The following is a 17,879-nucleotide window of genomic DNA, read 5'->3' on the forward strand; positions in this document are numbered from 1 at the left end:
CGATGGATCAAAATAAATCGCTCGGCGATAAATTGGTGACGGTGATTGCATACGTTTTTATCGGTTTTTTTGCTATCGCTTGCCTGTACCCTCTCTTGTTGACGGTCAGCGTGTCCTTTTCATCGGAACAGGTTATAGCCAAGAACGGGTATTCGATTCTTCCTCAGAGCCCGAGTTTGGACACCTATAAATATATTTTTATTCATAGCGGAACCAAAATTTTGCGCTCTTACGTTGTGACGATTTTTGTAACCGTTGTCGGGACATTAGGCGCCTTGTTGATCACAAGCATGATTGCGTTCGCCATCTCGATCAAAAAATTGAAATATCGCAACATCATCGCGTTTATCTGCAATTTTACGATTATTTTCTCGGCGGGCTTGATCCCTTGGTATATCGTTAGCGTGAATTATTACGGGTTGAAAAACAGTATGATGGCATTGATTTTGCCCGCCATATTCAGCGTCTGGAACATGTTTCTGATGCGCACCTACTTTTCAAGCATCTCCCCCGCGCTTTACGAAGCTGCGGAAATCGACGGAGCCAACTATTTTACGATTTTCTTCAAGGTAGCCCTGCCTTTAAGCACGACCCCGCTGTTTACGGTCGGTTTAATGTATGCGCTGCAATATTGGAACGACTGGTGGCATGCGCTGATCTTTATTAACAATCGGGACTTATTCCCGTTGCAATATTATCTCTTCAACATATTGTCGAACGTCAATGCGATCAGTTCCGGCCGGATTCCCGCAGGCGCTGCGGGCAATCTCACGCTGCCGGCGGAAACGGTCAAGATGGCGGTTACCGTCATTACGATCGGACCGATCATTTTCCTGTATCCTTTCGTGCAAAGGTTCTTCGTTCACGGGATTATGGCCGGCGCAATCAAGGAATAAACGGAATATGGCAATGCGCCTATTCAGGCCTTTGACATAGATAAAGAGATTCATAATGAGGAGGGTGTTCAATGAAAACAAAAAAAAGGTTGACGATTGCATTGATTTTGCTGCTGCTGACGGTATCGATTCTGGCGGGCTGCGGAAAATCAGGCGAGGAAGGGTCGGGCAAAGGCGATTTGCAAACCCTTACCATCTTGTACCCTGGCGAGGAAAACGACCGTTTCAGAGAATTTCTCGATAACGAATTTGCCGAGAAGATGGCTGCCGATCTTGGATTAAAGGTGAATGTGACCTTTGTGCCATGGTCCCAATATTGGGAGCAGAAAGATATCGTACTCGCCGCGAGCGAACCGATCGACTTGTATTGGGACGGTCTTCCCGATCTGGCCGCGATCGTGAACAAGAAACAAGCGATGCCTTTGGACGATTTAATTCAACAATACGGTCAGGATATGCTGAAAGTATTGCCGATGGAACATTTGAATGGGGCCATGATCGACGGCAAAATCTATGGCATTCCTTCCTCGTACGCACCGTCTTCCGCTATGTATCAGCTTGTGAATGTGCGCCAAGACATTCTGGAAGCCGTCGGTATGACGGACTTGAACACGCCGGACGATTTGAAGGAGTTCGCCGTCAAAGCAGCCGAGAAGTTTCCTGAAATGAAAGGACCGGCAGATGTTATCTTTAAACCGTTAACGAGATATTTTGCCGACGAACAGTATAGCTGGATTGCAGTGGAGGATTTAGTCGTTTTTGGAGAAGAAAGCAAGAAAGCTTACAGTTATTATGAAACAAAGGCGTTCCAGGAAGTAGCCAAATTCAACCGGAGCATGTATAAAGACAAATTGTACACCGAGGATCTGACCATTAAATACAATGAAAGAGACACCAGAATGCAAACAGGCTTATACCTTTGGGTTGAAGGATCTTTAGGCAAGGAAATGGAAACGATCGAGAGCGTAAGAGCAAATGCGCCGCAAGCGAAACTGCAAACCTATCTGCTGGCGGAAGACAAGCCGCGTTATGTCAACTCGACAGGGGGAGAAGTGCTCGGCATACCGATGACGGCGCCGAACCCGGAAGGCGCGATGAAGTTTATTAACTGGATTTATAAATCTCAGGAGAATTATTTGTTTGCGCTGTATGGCGTGGAAGGCAAAGATTACGAGATTGTAGACGGAAGAATCAAAAAGCTCGTTCCTGACGAATTCTTCTACGAATGGATGTTTAGAAATCAGAACTATCAACTGTTCGCGCCGGACGTAGATCAAGAAGCGATCGATAAATATAAAAGCTGGGACGAGAAAGCGATTATCTCCGATTCCTTGGGTTTCCGTTTCAACAATGAGAACGTGAAGGATGTCGAAAACGCGCTTAAACAAGTCGTAGGCCAAGAAATCGCGGCATTGCGATCCGGTTTTGTAGATTTTGATACGGAGTATCCGAAGGCGATCAAGAAATTGAAAGCGGCAGGTATTGACAAATATGTAGCTGAAGTACAGCGTCAATTAGATGAATTTTTAGCTAAAAAATAAGGATAAACTTTGACTGTCGGGGAATCATTCCCGGCAGTCTTTCGGTTTGAACGGAAATAAACCGCTGGAATTCCCCCGATTGCAGACCGCGCGTCCCGCCCTGGGACGCAACATCATACAAGAATCCCCCCTAATCTTTGTACTATAATAAGAGCAGATTGACCGAGAGAAGGTGCAAAGATTTGTCTTATGAAGTTCGTGAAATTCGCTACGATCCGGATATCGGAATTGAAGCGTATCGTTTTCAAGGCATTATGCAGAAGTTTCCCAATCATTTTCACGACTATTATGTGTTGGGCTTTATCGAGCAAGGGAAACGCCATCTAATATGCAACAACGAATCGTACGTTATTAACAGCGGCGACGTTGTCATTTTCAATCCTCATGATCCGCACGCTTGCGAACAAATCGACGGGAAGACGCTGGATTATCGTTGCCTTAATGTCAAGCCGGATGTCATGCGCAGATATGCGCTCGAAATTACGGGAGCGGAGAAATTGCCGCGGTTTGCCCCGACGGTTCTCTATCAAAGCGAGTTGGCTGGCATCCTTCGCGATTTGCATCGCATGATTGCGAACGAACAACCCGATTTTCAGAAGGAAGAACTGCTATTGCTGCTGATCGAGCAATTGTTGGTCGATTACTCGGACGCGGAAGCCTTCGATTCCTTCCGGGAGCCTCGTCCCGAAATTAGAACGGTTTGCGATTATTTAGAAGCGCATTACCCCGAGAACATTAAGCTTGACCGGTTAAGCGAACTAACGGGACTCAGCAAGTATCATCTGTTGCGTTCCTTCACGAGACAAACAGGAATCTCCCCTTACAGTTACCTGAGCACAATCCGGATTAACAATGCCAAGAAATTGCTGGAATCGGGCATATCGCCCGGGGAAGCGGCCTTCCGCTGCGGCTTTAGCGACCAAAGCCATTTCACGAATTTTTTCAAGAAACTGATCGGCCTGACTCCCAAACAATATAGCAGGGGATTCGCGAGCGGCCAAGAGGCGGGAAGGTTGGCGCATCATGACAACAGATAAGCGCAATATGACCGCAGGTCACCTGTTAGCTTTCATGACGATCTTGATCTGGGGAAATACGTTTATCTCCACGAAAATTTTATTGGTTGACTTCACGCCCGTGGAAATTTTGTTTTTCCGGTTTCTCATCGGGTATGCGGCCTTGCTGCTGATCGATTCGCAACCGATCCGATTCCGTTCCTGGCGAGAGGAAATGCTGTTCATCGGCGCAGGTCTTTGCGGCGTTGCTCTGTATTTCTTGCTGGAGAACGCAGCCCTTACTTATACGCTTGCCTCCAACGTAGGCGTCATTGTTTCCATTGCTCCGTTCTTTACTGCGGTATTGGCCCACTTCTTTCTGGAAGGGGAGAAAGTAAACGTTCAATTTATGATCGGATTTGTTATGGCGCTCGCGGGTATTATGGCGATCGGCTTTAACGGCAGCGTTCTGCTGCGTCTGAACCCGGCCGGCGACATTCTCGCCTGCCTGGCGCCCGTCGTTTGGGCCGTTTATTCCGTATTGATGCGCAAGATTAGCGCGCTAGGGTATCCTACCGTAAGATGCACCCGCAAAGTGTTTTTTTACGGGCTGTTGTTGATGGTGCCTGCGTTATTTCTATTTCCGTTTCGTCTGGGGCCGGAGCGATTCTACGACCTCTCGAACGCGTCAAACCTTCTTTTCTTAGGTTTGGGTGCGTCGGCATTATGTTTCGCAACCTGGAACCGGGCGGTCGGAATTCTTGGAGCCGTAACGACAAGCATATACATCTATATCGTGCCTGTCATTACGGTCGCGTCTTCGGCGTTGATTCTGCATGAAAAACTCACATGGGCGACATATCTGGGAACCTTCCTAACGCTGGCCGGTTCTTACATCTCCGAACGCAGCCGCAAACGGCGGGGAAATCGCGACGCTCGTCATGCCGCTCAGGCGGCTTCCGACAGAATATGAGAAGGGTAAGGGGCGATGAGGGAGAGGGCGCCCTATCAAAATGGGGGTTCTCCTCGGGTAAAAGTTGATTCCATTCTAGTTAAGCGGCATAGAATATTTCATAGAAATGTTCGCATTCCCGAAGGAGGGGTGAATGCTTACCCGCAAGAGGAGTGATCGTATGAATCAACTATTATGGATGGCCGTCGGCGCCGGTGCCGTTCTATCGATCGAAGGGCTGTATTGGCTGTATTGGAGATATGTAGGATCTGGTTCTGTGAGAGATTATATTAACGAGGATCAGGAGCCCGAAGGAGATTATCGGATTTTACGCAAAATAAAAACGCCCAACCAGCGGATCGCTCTTGTCGAATATCGCGGCCAAATGTGGATTTACGGCAACGGCGACGTGATGTTCAGCACTACGGAGGATGAGAATATGTATGCCGAAGCGATGGTGCACATTCCGATGGCAGCGGCGGGCAAGCGGAACAAGGTGCTGATCATCGGAGGGGGCGGCGGCGTCACGACCCGCGAGGCGCTCCGATACTCTGAAGTGGAGGAAATCACTGCTGTCGATGTCGATGATGTCATGTTGGAGTTCGGCAAACATTTGGAAGCGTTGGTCCGATTTAATCGGGGCTCGTTGAATCATCCCAAAGTGAGGACCGTAATTGAAGACGGGAGAACATTTATAGAAAACACCCCGATGAAGTGGGATGTCATTGTAATCGACGTGCCTGAACCGACCGGTCGATATCCCCGGTTATCCCGCCTTTTCAGCGTAGAGTTCTACCGCCTCTTGAAAGAACGATTGGAACCGGAGGGAGCTATCAATATCGCCTGCTCCACTTCCTTCTGGATGCCCGAATACTTCTGGTCCATACAAGAAACCCTCAAAAAAGCAGGCTTCCAGGTGCTCCCGTTCCATCACTTCGTACCGGAAGACGGCGAAGACTGGGCTTTTTGCCTGGCAACAACATCCCCTGTAGACACGGACGGCTTGCGTATGCTCGTTTCAACGGAATACTTGACCCCGGAACGATTGAAAGATATGTTTTACATGCCGTTTTATTTTGCAAACGGCCAGAATCAAGGCGATATCCAAACGGACGATAACACGGTGCTGCTCGATATCGTAAGCGAAGCGGATTACGAACAGGATGGCAACCGGAAAGAATACAATTGAATGGGTGGGGATGGATTCCTTACAAGGAGTACAGCCTACCCAAGGTTGATGCAAAACCTTTAGCCTGAATTTTTTGCGAGGGGTGATCGTTATCCGTTATTCCAAAAGAGAATTTGTATTTTTCTCTACAGTATGCGCGGTTACAATTTTGCTCTTTTTTCTGATCGATATGATGACATTTCGGTACAAGGAAGGCGGTACGGTTTCCGGCAATGGAAATCCGGCGCTGATCGTTATCATTGTGACCGTGCCCGTATTTTTGTTGTTCGCGATACTGCTATTTCGATGGACTACATATTTGTTTCGTAGAATGGAGCGTCGCAAATATTACCTCCTCTTTATGATTGTCGTTTTGTTGGCTGCTTCGATGTACGGAGAGATGACGGTTCTAATGCGTCAAGCCGGACTCGTCATCCCCGGAGTCTGCGGCCCGGCCAGAGAGCAATGGAGCCAGTTGGGGCAAGAGGCGCCCGAGCTGTAATGCGCATATTGCGCACTGGTGATTGCATTAACTTCTACCGCCCTGCTCCTCAAGTTCGCGGACACAGGAGACGCTAATTGCATTAGCGTTGCATCGAGCGTATTGCTGCTCTTCAAGCCCGAGGAAGCGTTTTGTCGGCCCTCTTCTGTGAAAATCCCCCTCGTTCAGATGCTAGAAAGCCAGGGTTTATTACATACGGAGCGGGATTGGATTGCTGCATGCAGTCCTGAACGATCATTTGCCGCAGAGGTTATGGAAGCTTTATAGCGTGCTGGCAAGCGATTCCCGTGGGGGAAAAAAGGTAAAGCCTGCGATCAGAGTCCGCTTCATCATACCGCCGGCCGCTGACGATCCGCCCGAGCGGGCTAACGAAACTGATACACGCTAATCGCCTGTAAATCATCATGTTGCAATGTCTAACGAAACTCAAGCACGCTAATGAGGGGAAATAGGCGGTACAATCGCCGATTTCCAATGAATAGCGATATGTACTTTCGTTAGGATGACAACATCTTCAATTGGAGCCCAATAAGGATCGTTAGTTTCGTTAGCGAGCCAAAAGTTTCGTTAGCGCCAAACAAGGAGCGCAGGTCCGCGCGATCGTACTCGAAATGCAAAGAGGTAGCACCTTCTATATGCCCAATAAAGCCAGTACCATCAACGGTGGGGAATGATAAAGCAGACTCCATTGCGGGTTTTCGAAGCTATCAACTTCTCGATGCAACACCAATGCATATTGCGGAACTTCATCCTTTTGGGGCGAAGTTTTTTCTTTGGCCAAAACGAATTTTATGGAAAAATTTGTAGCTTGCGGGTATGATGATTACGCGGCCTTTTATGCTGCCGGTTGACGTAGGGTGGAAATGAAAGGGGAGATCCATCATGCTTCTTGGGGAAATATTCGTATGGCTGATCGGTGTTTTCGTATTCTTCGCCATCTTGTATCAAGTGATCCAATCCGCGATCGATCAGTCCAAAATGGCCAGAAACATTCAAGATATAAGAGACATGCTGCATCAGAGGAAAAACGAAAGGGCGGAAGCCGTCAAACAGGCAAGCGCCTTAGCAAATGAATCTATAATATTCGAGGAATGCCCCGGATGCGGGAGGAAAGTGAAACGGGATGAAAGAATCTGTCCGGAATGCGGGCTAACATTGATTGATTCGTAACATGGAATGGGGTGGCAAAAAAACTATCCTCCACAACGAACATGATGTTCAGTATAATATCATTGTATTGAAATGAGAAAGGGTGACCTTAAGCCGATGAAGTACTAATCCTATTCGAACAAGCGAAAAACGTGTTTACGTTTTTTCCGGATAGGATTTGTGCGGGCTTTTTTATATACTCATTAGGTTTCATGCGTTTATCTTCATCGTAAAGGCATGATCCTTGTTTAAGTATTGCGCCTCCTATCCGGGAACAACGGATAAGGAGGTTTTTTAATGTCTCATCGTGAATTCGGGCTGGAGGGGCCGGCTTCTACCAAATATGACCGGCTGCGCCGTTTCCTTGCGTCCGGGAATGAACCGAAGTTTCGATTTACGCAAATCGCGCAGGCAATATTCAAGCATAAAATACATGATTTCGAGGACATAACGGTGTTGCCGAAACCGTTGAGACAGTCGATCGTTTCGCAATTCGGAAGCGGCATGCTGAATATTAAACCCGTCGTTCATACGCCTTCGCCGCAAGCGGATAAAGTCTTATTCGAAATTCCAGGGGGCGACAAAATCGAAACCGTCGCCATGAAATATCGCGCCGGCTGGGAATCGTTTTGCATTTCTTCCCAATCGGGCTGCGGTTTCGGCTGCAGCTTTTGCGCGACCGGGGCAATCGGCCTGCAACGAAATTTGACGGCCGACGAAATTACGGATCAAATTTTGTACTTCTTATTGCAGCGCCGTTCGATCGACAGCATTTCCTTTATGGGGATGGGAGAAGCTCTTGCCAACCCGCAAACGTTCGGCGCAATAAGAACATTGACCGACCCCGAGCTATTCGGCATCAGTTCCAGAAGAATCACGATCTCCACCATAGGCATTATTCCGGGAATTCAAAAGCTGACCAAGCAATTTCCGCAAATCAACCTCACCTTCTCTCTTCATTCCCCTTTTCAAGAACAGAGGAGCGAGCTCATGCCTATAAACAACAAATATCCTCTGGCGGATGTGCTGGAGGTTCTGGACGAACATGCCCAAATAACAGGCCGAAAAGTGTACATTGCGTATGTATTGCTGCCCGGCGTCAACGATTCTGCGGATCACGCCCAAGAATTGATCGCGATTGTGAAGAAAAGGCCTAGTTACAAGCAGTTGTATCATGTGAATCTCATACGTTACAATCCCGCCATGGGTGCGCCGGAACAATACGGGCGTCCGGATCAGCGCGCCGTGGATGCTTTTTATCGTCAATTAACGAAAGCGGGAGTCAAAGTAACCGTACGCCAATCCTTCGGCGTAGAGATCGATGCGGCATGCGGGCAATTGTACGGCCAATATGAAGCCAAGCAACAGCGGCGCTGCAAATAAAGGAAACGAGAAAATGAAGGGGGAGTGCCATAACCATGTTGGATTGTATACGCGTCTTGCTTGTTATGGACGATGATCCTAGGTTTACGGAGCTTCTATCTTTATTGCGTAGAGAACCGGGGTTCGAGGTATCCGTTACCAATTTGAACGAAGTGAAACAACATGTCGCGCGAGGGACGGCAGACGTTATATTGCTCAGTTCCTCGCAGCATTCCTTATTTTATGCGGGGTTGAAAACGGCGGGCGAGCTGTTGCGGCAAAATCCCGTCAAAATTATCGTGTTGACGACGATCCATGAAAAAGAGGCTGTACTGGACGCATTCACCGCAGGAGTCTTGAATTATTTGCTTAACAAGAGCTACAGAGACATTCCGGCGGCCATTCGAGAGGCGCATCTCAACCGCAGTTCCCTTCATCCGGATGTCGCGGCGTTACTCCGTCAGGAAATTAAACATTTCAGACATGCGGATATGCAGCAGAGACTAACCCGTACCGAAAAACAAGTGCTGCATCTGCTTGCGGAAGGCTGCACGAGAACGGAAATATCGGAGACGCTGCAAGTGTCCCCGAATACGGTCAAATTTCATATGCGGAATTTAATTCAAAAGATCGGCGGCGCCACGGGGAAGGAAGCCGCGGAACGAGCCAAACGGATGGGATATTTGTAGCGCACCCCTGCTCCGAAGATAATAGGAATAACCTATAGAATTAATAGATTTTATATATTTTAATTATAGGAGGAGGTGTGAGATAATACGGGCAACAAATATAGGAGATGATGTCAATGAGTTCCAACCATGCTTGGCAATCCGGATTGTACGACAATAAATTGGGGTTCGTATCCGAACTGGGCAAAGGCGTGGTCGAATGGCTCGATCCGCAACAAGGGGAGCGCATTCTCGATTTGGGATGCGGAACCGGGGATTTGGCCTATACCATTTCAAAGGCGGGAGCGAATGTGACCGGCATGGATCTATCCGACGCAATGATCGAAAAAGCGCGGGACAAATACCCGGACATCCGGTTTATAACGGGCAATGCCGAACAATTTCAAGTTGCCGAACCGTTTGATGCCGTCTTTTCCAATGCCGCTTTGCACTGGATGAAGAACGCCGGACAGGTGGCGGAATGCGTATGGCATGCGCTCAAGCCGGGCGGAAGATTTGTCGCCGAGTTCGGGGGACGGGGCAATGTGGAGCAAGTGATAAAGGCGATCGGAGCCGTGCTTGAGGAGAATTACGGCATCGACGCTTCCGGCCTCCATCCGTGGTATTTTCCGAGTATCGCCGAATACAGTTCATTGCTGGAACGGCAAGGCTTCCATGTCGCGTACGCCGTTCATTTCGACCGTCCCACTCCATTGACCGATGGCGAGGAGGGACTCCGGCATTGGCTGAGCGGATTTGCCGGAGGCTTCTTCGAATCGTTCGCGGAAGAGGAGCGAAGCAAAGCCTTCGCGAACATTGCCGCCAAAGCCCGGGACGATTTGTTCCGGGACGGTAGTTGGCGCTTGGACTATAAGCGGATACGAATCAAGGCTATCAAGCCTTCATCCCGCGCAGCGATATAATCATTTTCGAACGAACGTATTGACCTTCTCGTTGCGTCAACGTTTATTCTCGACTTATCACATGCAACGGGTTGAGGAGGACTACGGAAGATGAATACGCTAATGATCAAAGATGTCATAATCCTGACGATGAAGGAGGATGAAGCTCCGTTTCGCGGGGATATACTCATCGCGGGGGATACGATTCGGCAGATCGGGCCCGGCCTCGCCGCCGAGGCGGACGAAACGATCGAAGGTCAAGGCATGGTTGCGATGCCTGGCCTGATCAATGCGCATCAACATACGCCGATGAGCTTGCTGCGCGGCTTCTCCGACGATTTGAAATTAATGGATTGGCTCGAGCGGAAGATGCTCCCCGCCGAGGCGAACATGACGCCGGAAGATATTTATTGGGGCTGCAAACTGTCGATGGCGGAAATGATCAAGTCGGGCACGACCGCATTTGCCGATATGTACATCCATATGGACGAGATCGCTGCCGCGGTACAAGAAGCCGGTATGCGGGCATCGTTGTCGCGGGGGCTCGTCTTCCTGCAGGACGACGGAGGGCAGCGATTGCAGGAAGCGCTCGGGCTGGTCGAACGATGGCATGGCAAGGCGGAGGGAAGAATTACGACGATGCTCGCCCCGCACGCGCCGTACACTTGCCCGCCGGAACCGCTCAAACGCGTCGTCAAGCTGGCCGAAGAGATGAATCTGCCGATTCATATCCATTTGGCCGAGACGCAGGAAGAGGTCGTTTCCATCCGTGACAAATATGACGAGACGCCCGCGCAATATTTGTATAATGCCGGTCTCTTTGACAGGACGCATGTGCTGCTGGCGCACGGCGTGCATCTGACCCGGCGCGACATCGGGCTGCTCCGGGGCATGCGCGGAGGGGTGGCGCATAATCCCGTCAGCAATTTGAAGCTGGGCTGCGGCATTGCTCCGGTCGTCGAGATGATGCAACAAGGCATAACGGTCGGCCTTGGAACCGACGGCGCCGGCAGCGCCGCCACGGTCGACATGTTCGAAGAGATCAAGGCGGCAGCCTGGCTGCAGAAGCTTGACTACGGCGATCCGACCAAGCTGCCTGCCGCTCAGGCGCTGCGCATGGCAACGAGGGAGAGCGCAGCCTTGCTCAACATCGATCGTGAAGTAGGGACGCTCGAAGCAGGCAAGCGCGCCGATCTGATTCTCGTCGACATGAATAAACCGCATTTGCAGCCGGTTCATCATGTCGAATCTCTCCTTGCCTACAGCGCGGGCGGGGCCGACGTGGATACGACGATTGTCAATGGCAAGATCCTGATGAGACGCCGGCAATTGCTGACGATGGACGAAGAGGAATTGCTTCGGCAAGCTGCCGTCCGCGCCAAACGAATCGTGGCGGGAGTATGAACGCCTCGAATATGTGGAATCGCTGGACGGATATATCACCCCTCTCGGCGGAGACGAATATCTTTTTTTACGACCCGGGGCCTATTCGAACGGGAAACGGGCGGCTAACAAAACGATTCCTCTGGCCAAAGACGCCAAAAAAACGTACGGAACCATTTTGAGCCTGGGGATCGGATTCGGCGCGTCGGGCAATGAAGCGGGAACGAACGCCCGCAAAGCGTTGCGCAAATCGAAGGAGGCGGGCGGCAACGTTTGCTTTATCGTCCGCGAAGATCAAACGCTGATCGGGCCGCTAGAAATGGCCGACTCGATGCGAACCGTGCTCTCGCCAACCCGCGCCGATCTGATCAAAAAAGCGGAAGACGCCCGAATGACAAGCTCCTATCTCAGCAAGCTTCTGAATCATATGGCGCGTTGCGGCAAGACGGAGTACAACGTTCACGAGCTGGCGTCCGTATTGCAAATTACGGACCGAAGCGCGCATCGTCTCATTCTGCTATGGATGGATAACGGCTTGGCCGAAATCGCGGGCATGGAAAAAGTGGCGAAGGGCCGGCCACCCAAGCAGTCCAAAGGCGATGAACCATCCCCTTATTAAAGACTTTGCGACGTTTATGCCGCAACGCGGACAGAGGATCCCTTATTTGGCGAAAATGCCCCGTTTGGGCAAGTTGAAGGACAGAGAATTCGTTATCTGTGACAAATCGTCTTATTTGGGCCCGTTCCGAGTCAAATAAAGGAACGTGTGTCCTTCAAACGCCGAAAAAACGCTCATTTATCCAATTTAACGGAAGCTGTGTCCGCCAAGTCAGACGAAGACGCAGTTTTGCGCATAAACCATTCGCAACGCGGACAGAGGATCCATGATCTGGTAAACGGTCTTATTTGCATTAACGTTGCATTCTCTTTTTCAAACAAAAAGGTCTTTGCAACGCTAGTTGTCATTTGACATATAGCTCTTCATTACCGCACTCGCCGGTGAGAGGGGCTTTTTTTTGATGTTTCGACACGGATAACCCCGTCCGGAGGCGTTATTTAAAGATGATTAAATGACTTGTCTTTATATGTTTCAGGAGGCTATGATGGAATCAAGATGCTATGGAAAGGGGAAAAACGAGATGAAAACGGTTGAGGAACTGGAACAAAAATTGGCGGCTCCTTCGCAAGCGTTAATCGACGACATCGGGGCGATGGACGGCGATCTTGTCCTGCTTGGGGTTGGCGGTAAAATGGGACCGAGCATGGCGAGACTGGCTGCGAACGCGATTCGTAAAAGCGGCCGGCCGAAACGGATCATTGGCGTATCGCGCTTCTCCGACGAAAACGTGCGCAAAGAGCTTGAAGCGGCGGGGGTCGAAACGATTTCCTGCGATCTGCTCAACGACGAAGAATTGAAGGCGCTTCCAGAGGCGCGCAATGTGATTTATATGGTCGGCAATAAGTTCGGGACGACGGGCAGAGAGCATTTTACATGGGCGATGAACGCTTATCTTCCCGGCAGGATTCCTCCGGGGCCGATCGGGGAATATGCGCAATCTTGCCTAGGACGCGAGCGGATTTTCGAATATTATGCTCATAAGAACGGAACCCCGATGGTGTTCTATCGCTTGAATTACGCCAGCGATATGCGCTACGGCGTGCTGCTGGAGATTGCCAAGGCGGTTAACGAAGAGCGGACGATCGATCTGACGATGGGCCATGCCAATGTGATCTGGCAGGGAGACGCCAATGAAATGGCGTTGCGCTGTTTGACGAAATGTGCGAATCCGCCGCAAATCGTCAATATTACGGGACCGGAATCGATGTCTGTACGCTGGGCCGCCGGCGAATTCGCCAAACGGCTCGGCAAGGAACCGCGGTTTGAGGGGACGGCATCGGAAACGGCGCTGCTGAACAATGCTTCCAAATCGCATCAGTGGTTCGGATACCCGCGGGTATCGCTGCTGCAAATGATCGAGTGGTTGGCGGAATGGATCAGGGCCGGGGGAACGACCTGGAATAAAGCGACTCACTTTCAGGAAAGAGAGGGGAAATTTTAATGACGTTTCGGAAAACGCTCACGTCCGAACAATCGCAAGCGCTGCATGACGGACTCGTCATTCCCGCCCATCCGCTCGCGCTGGACGCGGACCGCAAGCTGGATGAGAGACGCCAACGCGCGCTCACTCGTTACTACATCGCCTCGGGCGCCGGGGGGGTTGCCGTTGGCGTTCACTCGACGCAGTTCGAAATTCGCGAACCGCAGCATAATTTGTATGAGCCGGTGTTGCGCATGGCTGCGCAAGAAGTGGACCGGGCGAAGCCGGATCGCCCTTTCCTGAAGGTGGCCGGCCTATGCGGGCCGACCGAACAAGCGATGCGAGAAGCGCGAATCGCGGCGGAGCTCGGATACGACGCGGGACTTCTCAGCATGGGAGGCTTGGCGGACTGGAGCGAGGAGGAGATTCTCGAGCGGACGAGACGGATCGCGGAGACGATGCCGGTGATCGGATTTTATTTGCAGCCTTCTGTCGGCGGCCGGATCTTCACTTACGAGTTCTGGCGGGCATTCGCGGACATTCCCAATGTAGTTGCGATCAAGATGGCGCCTTTCAACCGCTACCAAACGCTCGATGTCGTCCGCGCCGTGTGCCATTCGGGCAGACGGGACGAAATTGCTCTGTACACCGGCAACGACGATAACATTATCGTCGATCTGCTGACGACATACCGGTTCGAAGTCGACGGAACGACGGTGGAAAAAAGCATCGTGGGCGGCCTGCTTGGCCACTGGGCGGTCTGGACCGAGAAGGCGGTGCGGCTGTTGGAAGAAATGAAGAAAGTGCGGGGCCGGAACGAAATATCCAAAGAGTGGCTTACCCGCAACGTTCAGGTGACGGATTGCAACGCCGCTTTCTTCGATCCCGCCCACCGATTCGCGGGCTGCATTCCGGGCATTCACGAGGTGCTGCATAGACAAGGGCTGCTGCAAGGAACGTGGTGCCTGAATCCGGAAGAAACGTTGTCTCCGGGGCAGGCGGAGGAGATTAGCCGCGTCTATGCGCAATACCCGGATTTGAACGACGACGATTTCGTCGCCCGGCATCTCGGGGATTGGTTAGCGGAGCCGGACCAATAACGCCGGCTCCGGATGGAATGGAAATGGAGGGGGAGTATGCGTTTCAAAGATGTGTTCTCCATAATCGGGCCGAGCATGATCGGACCGTCGAGTTCCCATACCGCCGGCGCCGTTCGGCTGGGCCGCGCGGCCAGGCGCATTCTGGGCGGAATGCCGGAGCGGGCCGACATCGTTTTCTACGGTTCGTTCGCATCGACGTATCGGGGACATGGAACGGATCTGGCGCTGGTGGCCGGTTTGCTTGACTTGCAGGCGGACGACGCCGGAATCAAAGACGCGCTCGAACTGGCCGAGGAAGCGGGGATGTCGGTGAACATTACGGCGTCCGCGCTTCGGCCCGCGCACCCGAATACCGCCCAAATCCGCTTGCGTCGCGGAGAGCGGGAAGATACGGTTACGGGCTGTTCCATTGGAGGCGGCAATATCGAAGTGATCGGCGTCAACCGTTTCGACGTCAAGTTTACGGCGAGTTATCCGACTTTGTTGATCTTTCACGGCGACCGCCCGGGCGTGATCGCCGAGGTGACCGATGTATTCAGGCAGGCCGGCGCGAATATCGGTTATATGGAAGTCGACCGGAAATCGCGAAGCGGCGATGCCTTGACGGTGCTTGAGATGGATGGACCGATTTCCGGTTTATGGACGGAGCGCATACTTCGATTGCCGGATGTGCGGCGCGTTTGCCTGATCGATTTGGCGGCGAAGGAGGAGTGAGGCGGGCATGAGATTTTCAACGTTGGAAAATATCGTTGAGCTTTGTCATCAAGAATCGGTCTCGATCGGCCAACTGATGATTCGGGAGCAAGCGAGGGAAAGCGGCAAGAGCGAGAGCGAAGCGTTCGCCCAAATGGCGGTTTATTATCAAGTGATGAAGGAAGCGGTGCGAAAAGGGCTGGAGGAGGATACAACGTCCCGAAGCGGTCTGACCGGTTTGGATGCGCAGCGCGTACGAACCTATATGGAGCTGGAAACTCCCTCATTGGGCGAGGCGGCGTGCAGGTCCATGGCTTACGCTCTGGCCGTATCCGAAGTGAACGCTTCAATGGGACGAATTATCGCGACTCCGACCGCCGGATCTTGCGGAATCATTCCCGGCGTGTTCGTTAGCGCGCAGGAACGATTCGGCTGGGACGACGAAAAGATGGTTACGGGCCTATTTAGCGCCGGAGCCATCGGATACGTGATCGCCAACAATTCGTTTGTGTCCGGTGCCGAGGGAGGCTGTCAGGCGGAAGTAGGATCGGCGATCGGCATGGCGGCAGGCGCATTGACGGAACTGCGCGGGGGAACGCCGCGGCAGGCGGTGCACGCCGTCGGACTGGCGCTCAAAAATTCGCTCGGCCTCATCTGCGATCCGGTGGCCGGTTTGGTGGAGATTCCATGCGTCGTGCGCAACGGCTTCGGAGCGGTCACCGCTTTGGCGGCCGCGGACATGGCGCTGGCCGGGGTACGCAGCGTCATTCCTTCGGACGAAGTGATCGGGGTTATGCTTGAAGTCGGCAGCGCCATGCCCGAGAAACATCGGGAAACGGCTCAAGGCGGTCTGGCGCAGACGCCGACCGGCCGGCAATTGATGAAGCGGTTGTACGGGACGCGACCGCGTAATAAAGAGGGGGACACAACATGAGCTTGCTTGCTCGCGGCCGACAATTGCTCAAGAATTAATTGCATTCCGCCGGGCGAATCGTTGTTGGCCGCGATTGCCAAATCGCGATTGGTATGACGAAACGAATGAAAATCGGTATCGTCTCTCCGTTAGCCAATATGCGAATTGGATATTGCCGCAGACTGTTGCATGTATTCAGGCATATAAATGACTTGTTTCGTCAATCTCGATTCCTCTGCCGCGAAAGCCATCATATGGCTTTGCAGAGATGTGGCGGCGGTTGTCAGCGCTTTCCCGGCGCCGTCGCCGCGGACAAGAGCGAGAAAGTCTTCGACCAGACGATGATCGCCTCCGCCGTGACCGACATGCCCTCCTTGAACGTGTAATGAAATCGTCTCGGTGAATCCCGTTTCGAAGTATGTGACCTCAATTTCGTTTTTTTCCATCGCGCCGCGAATTTCGCCTTTGGTTCCCATTAATTTGATCGTTCTGCCGCATTCGTTGGTGAAAGCGCTCATCGTGAAAGCGGCCGTTATTCCTCCCGCAAACTCTATGTTGACGACTTGATGATCCACCACATCATTGTCGCAATGGTAGACGCATCTTCCGTACGGCCCTTCTTGCAGCGCCTTCAGCCTGCCTTGGTAGCTTAAATCGTTCGTGATCGTCGAAGTCGGCCAGTCGACCCGATCCGTCAGATAGATTTTCGGCGCGTAATAGGCGCAGCTTTTGGCTGCCGGACAACCGTCCAGGCAGCGGCTTGGCGCTCCTTCCGGAGCATTCTCGGCAGTGAAATGCTTGAGGGAACCGAATGAGGATAGATACGTGCATTCGCCGCCCGCCAGCCACAACAAAATATCGAGGTCATGGCATGATTTCGCCAGGATCATCGGACTGGAATCCGCCTTTTTGCGCCAATTTCCTCTTACGAAGCTGTGAGCCTGGTGCCAATAACCGACATTCTCGTTATGTTGTATGGACACGAGATCTCCGATCTTCCTTTCGTCGAGCAGTCGCTTAATGGTTCCGAAAAAGGGCGTATATCGGAGCACATGGCATATGGAGAAAATCCGATCGTACTTTCTTCCTTGCCCCGCCATTTTCACACATTCGTCAGGGGTCGTTGACATCGGTTTTTCCAGCAACACATGATAGCCCGCCGCTAACGCCTTCATAGTCGGATCGAAGTGCATTTGATCTTGCGTGCAGATGAATACGGCGTCGGCAAGTTGGGGCCGATTAAGCAAGGAATCCCAATGGTCGAAGCATAGATCGTCGGCAATGCCGTGCGCTTCCTGGAATTTCATCCGCCGCGGCCGGTCGGGATCGGCAACGGCGACAACCTCCATTTCCAGCGGATGCCCGATTGCATATCCCGCATACACTTCGCCGCGTTGGCCGGCGCCTATTACGGCAACTTTAACTTTTTTCATTACGCCACCTCTATGGTTTTTGACGTTGAATTTGACTTTGATTATAAACCTCTCCCCTGCTTTCGTCTCTATACATCTTTGCTCATTTTATAGCACAATATTGCTAAATTTATTTTAATTGGGACGTTTAGATTTTGAGTGTTCTTTCGCGTTATGATACAATTTTGCTATTAATTTCTGAAA

The 17,879-nt window shown here is 51.6% G+C and carries 16 protein-coding genes and 1 pseudogene; 16 read left to right on the forward strand and 1 reads right to left on the reverse strand.

The window, feature by feature from the left end; all coding sequences use genetic code 11:
* Positions 1 to 2 precede the first annotated feature (2 nt).
* The 16 genes and pseudogenes from KQI79_RS16290 to sdaAA all read left to right on the forward strand — a co-directional run bounded on the left by KQI79_RS16290 (position 3) and on the right by sdaAA (position 16,284).
* Positions 3 to 896: a carbohydrate ABC transporter permease gene (locus KQI79_RS16290; protein ID WP_216539302.1), complete on the forward strand. Its 894-nt coding sequence runs from the start codon at positions 3 to 5 to the stop codon at positions 894 to 896.
* A gap of 71 nt (positions 897 to 967) precedes the next feature.
* A complete protein-coding gene (locus tag KQI79_RS16295) occupies positions 968 to 2,437 on the forward strand; it encodes an ABC transporter substrate-binding protein (RefSeq protein ID WP_216539303.1) in 1,470 nt (489 codons plus the stop codon).
* Positions 2,438 to 2,619: 182 nt separating this feature from the next.
* Positions 2,620 to 3,474, forward strand: a complete 855-nt coding sequence (locus KQI79_RS16300; protein WP_216539304.1) for an AraC family transcriptional regulator — start codon at positions 2,620 to 2,622, stop codon at positions 3,472 to 3,474.
* The gene (locus tag KQI79_RS16305) at positions 3,461 to 4,405 is read left to right on the forward strand and encodes a DMT family transporter (protein WP_216539305.1); all 945 of its coding nucleotides are present in this window, start codon (positions 3,461 to 3,463) and stop codon (positions 4,403 to 4,405) included. Before KQI79_RS16300 ends, KQI79_RS16305 begins: the two co-directional genes overlap by 14 nt.
* 160 nt (positions 4,406 to 4,565) lie before the next feature.
* On the forward strand, positions 4,566 to 5,573 hold the full coding sequence (locus tag KQI79_RS16310; RefSeq protein ID WP_216539306.1) for a spermine/spermidine synthase domain-containing protein: 1,008 nt from the start codon (positions 4,566 to 4,568) through the stop codon (positions 5,571 to 5,573).
* 373 nt (positions 5,574 to 5,946) lie between these two features.
* Positions 5,947 to 6,054 (forward strand): annotated as a pseudogene (locus KQI79_RS27660) (DinB family protein); the annotation flags it as partial.
* Between the two features lie 882 nt (positions 6,055 to 6,936).
* Positions 6,937 to 7,224, forward strand: a complete 288-nt coding sequence (locus KQI79_RS16320) for a zinc ribbon domain-containing protein (protein ID WP_216539309.1) — start codon at positions 6,937 to 6,939, stop codon at positions 7,222 to 7,224.
* 276 nt (positions 7,225 to 7,500) lie between these two features.
* Entirely contained in the window at positions 7,501 to 8,586 is a 1,086-nt protein-coding gene (locus KQI79_RS16325; protein WP_216539310.1) for a Cfr family 23S rRNA (adenine(2503)-C(8))-methyltransferase, read from the forward strand.
* A gap of 35 nt (positions 8,587 to 8,621) precedes the next feature.
* On the forward strand, positions 8,622 to 9,254 hold the full coding sequence (locus KQI79_RS16330; protein WP_216539311.1) for a response regulator transcription factor: 633 nt from the start codon (positions 8,622 to 8,624) through the stop codon (positions 9,252 to 9,254).
* Between the two features lie 116 nt (positions 9,255 to 9,370).
* A complete protein-coding gene (locus KQI79_RS16335; protein WP_216539312.1) occupies positions 9,371 to 10,156 on the forward strand; it encodes a class I SAM-dependent methyltransferase in 786 nt (261 codons plus the stop codon).
* Positions 10,157 to 10,246: 90 nt separating this feature from the next.
* Entirely contained in the window at positions 10,247 to 11,539 is a 1,293-nt protein-coding gene (locus KQI79_RS16340; RefSeq protein ID WP_216539313.1) for an amidohydrolase, read from the forward strand.
* A gap of 13 nt (positions 11,540 to 11,552) precedes the next feature.
* Positions 11,553 to 12,137 (forward strand): hypothetical protein, encoded by a 585-nt coding sequence (locus KQI79_RS16345; RefSeq protein WP_367398208.1) that lies wholly within the window; start codon positions 11,553 to 11,555, stop codon positions 12,135 to 12,137.
* Between the two features lie 520 nt (positions 12,138 to 12,657).
* Positions 12,658 to 13,578, forward strand: a complete 921-nt coding sequence (locus tag KQI79_RS16350) for an NAD-dependent epimerase/dehydratase family protein (protein WP_216539314.1) — start codon at positions 12,658 to 12,660, stop codon at positions 13,576 to 13,578.
* The gene (locus KQI79_RS16355) at positions 13,578 to 14,657 is read left to right on the forward strand and encodes a dihydrodipicolinate synthase family protein (RefSeq protein WP_216539315.1); all 1,080 of its coding nucleotides are present in this window, start codon (positions 13,578 to 13,580) and stop codon (positions 14,655 to 14,657) included. The genes KQI79_RS16350 and KQI79_RS16355 overlap by 1 nt, the downstream gene beginning before the upstream one ends.
* 36 nt (positions 14,658 to 14,693) lie before the next feature.
* Positions 14,694 to 15,371, forward strand: a complete 678-nt coding sequence (sdaAB, locus tag KQI79_RS16360) for an L-serine ammonia-lyase, iron-sulfur-dependent subunit beta (protein WP_216539316.1) — start codon at positions 14,694 to 14,696, stop codon at positions 15,369 to 15,371.
* 7 nt (positions 15,372 to 15,378) lie between these two features.
* Positions 15,379 to 16,284, forward strand: a complete 906-nt coding sequence (gene sdaAA / locus KQI79_RS16365) for an L-serine ammonia-lyase, iron-sulfur-dependent, subunit alpha (protein ID WP_216539317.1) — start codon at positions 15,379 to 15,381, stop codon at positions 16,282 to 16,284.
* Positions 16,285 to 16,412: 128 nt separating this feature from the next.
* Here the strand turns inward: sdaAA and KQI79_RS16370 are convergent, their stop codons facing one another.
* Positions 16,413 to 17,696 carry a Gfo/Idh/MocA family protein gene (locus KQI79_RS16370; protein ID WP_216539318.1) on the reverse strand — a complete coding sequence of 428 codons (1,284 nt, stop codon included), beginning with the start codon at positions 17,694 to 17,696 and terminating at the stop codon, positions 16,413 to 16,415.
* Between the last annotated feature and the right edge of the window lie 183 nt (positions 17,697 to 17,879).

Origin of the sequence: Paenibacillus sp. MSJ-34 (genome assembly GCF_018918005.1) — a bacterium.
GTDB lineage: Bacteria > Bacillota > Bacilli > Paenibacillales > Paenibacillaceae > MSJ-34.

Coding starts and splice junctions, on each gene's coding strand:
- KQI79_RS16310 (WP_216539306.1), top strand. CDS start 4,566: ATGAATCAACTATTATGGATGGCCGTCGGCGCCGGTGCCGTTCTATCG.
- KQI79_RS16305 (WP_216539305.1), top strand. CDS start 3,461: ATGACAACAGATAAGCGCAATATGACCGCAGGTCACCTGTTAGCTTTC.
- KQI79_RS16320 (WP_216539309.1), top strand. CDS start 6,937: ATGCTTCTTGGGGAAATATTCGTATGGCTGATCGGTGTTTTCGTATTC.
- KQI79_RS16325 (WP_216539310.1), top strand. CDS start 7,501: ATGTCTCATCGTGAATTCGGGCTGGAGGGGCCGGCTTCTACCAAATAT.
- KQI79_RS16295 (WP_216539303.1), top strand. CDS start 968: ATGAAAACAAAAAAAAGGTTGACGATTGCATTGATTTTGCTGCTGCTG.
- KQI79_RS16350 (WP_216539314.1), top strand. CDS start 12,658: ATGAAAACGGTTGAGGAACTGGAACAAAAATTGGCGGCTCCTTCGCAA.
- KQI79_RS16330 (WP_216539311.1), top strand. CDS start 8,622: ATGTTGGATTGTATACGCGTCTTGCTTGTTATGGACGATGATCCTAGG.
- KQI79_RS16355 (WP_216539315.1), top strand. CDS start 13,578: ATGACGTTTCGGAAAACGCTCACGTCCGAACAATCGCAAGCGCTGCAT.
- KQI79_RS16340 (WP_216539313.1), top strand. CDS start 10,247: ATGAATACGCTAATGATCAAAGATGTCATAATCCTGACGATGAAGGAG.
- KQI79_RS16370 (WP_216539318.1), bottom strand. CDS start 17,696: ATGAAAAAAGTTAAAGTTGCCGTAATAGGCGCCGGCCAACGCGGCGAA.
- KQI79_RS16290 (WP_216539302.1), top strand. CDS start 3: ATGGATCAAAATAAATCGCTCGGCGATAAATTGGTGACGGTGATTGCA.
- KQI79_RS16335 (WP_216539312.1), top strand. CDS start 9,371: ATGAGTTCCAACCATGCTTGGCAATCCGGATTGTACGACAATAAATTG.
- sdaAA (WP_216539317.1), top strand. CDS start 15,379: ATGAGATTTTCAACGTTGGAAAATATCGTTGAGCTTTGTCATCAAGAA.
- sdaAB (WP_216539316.1), top strand. CDS start 14,694: ATGCGTTTCAAAGATGTGTTCTCCATAATCGGGCCGAGCATGATCGGA.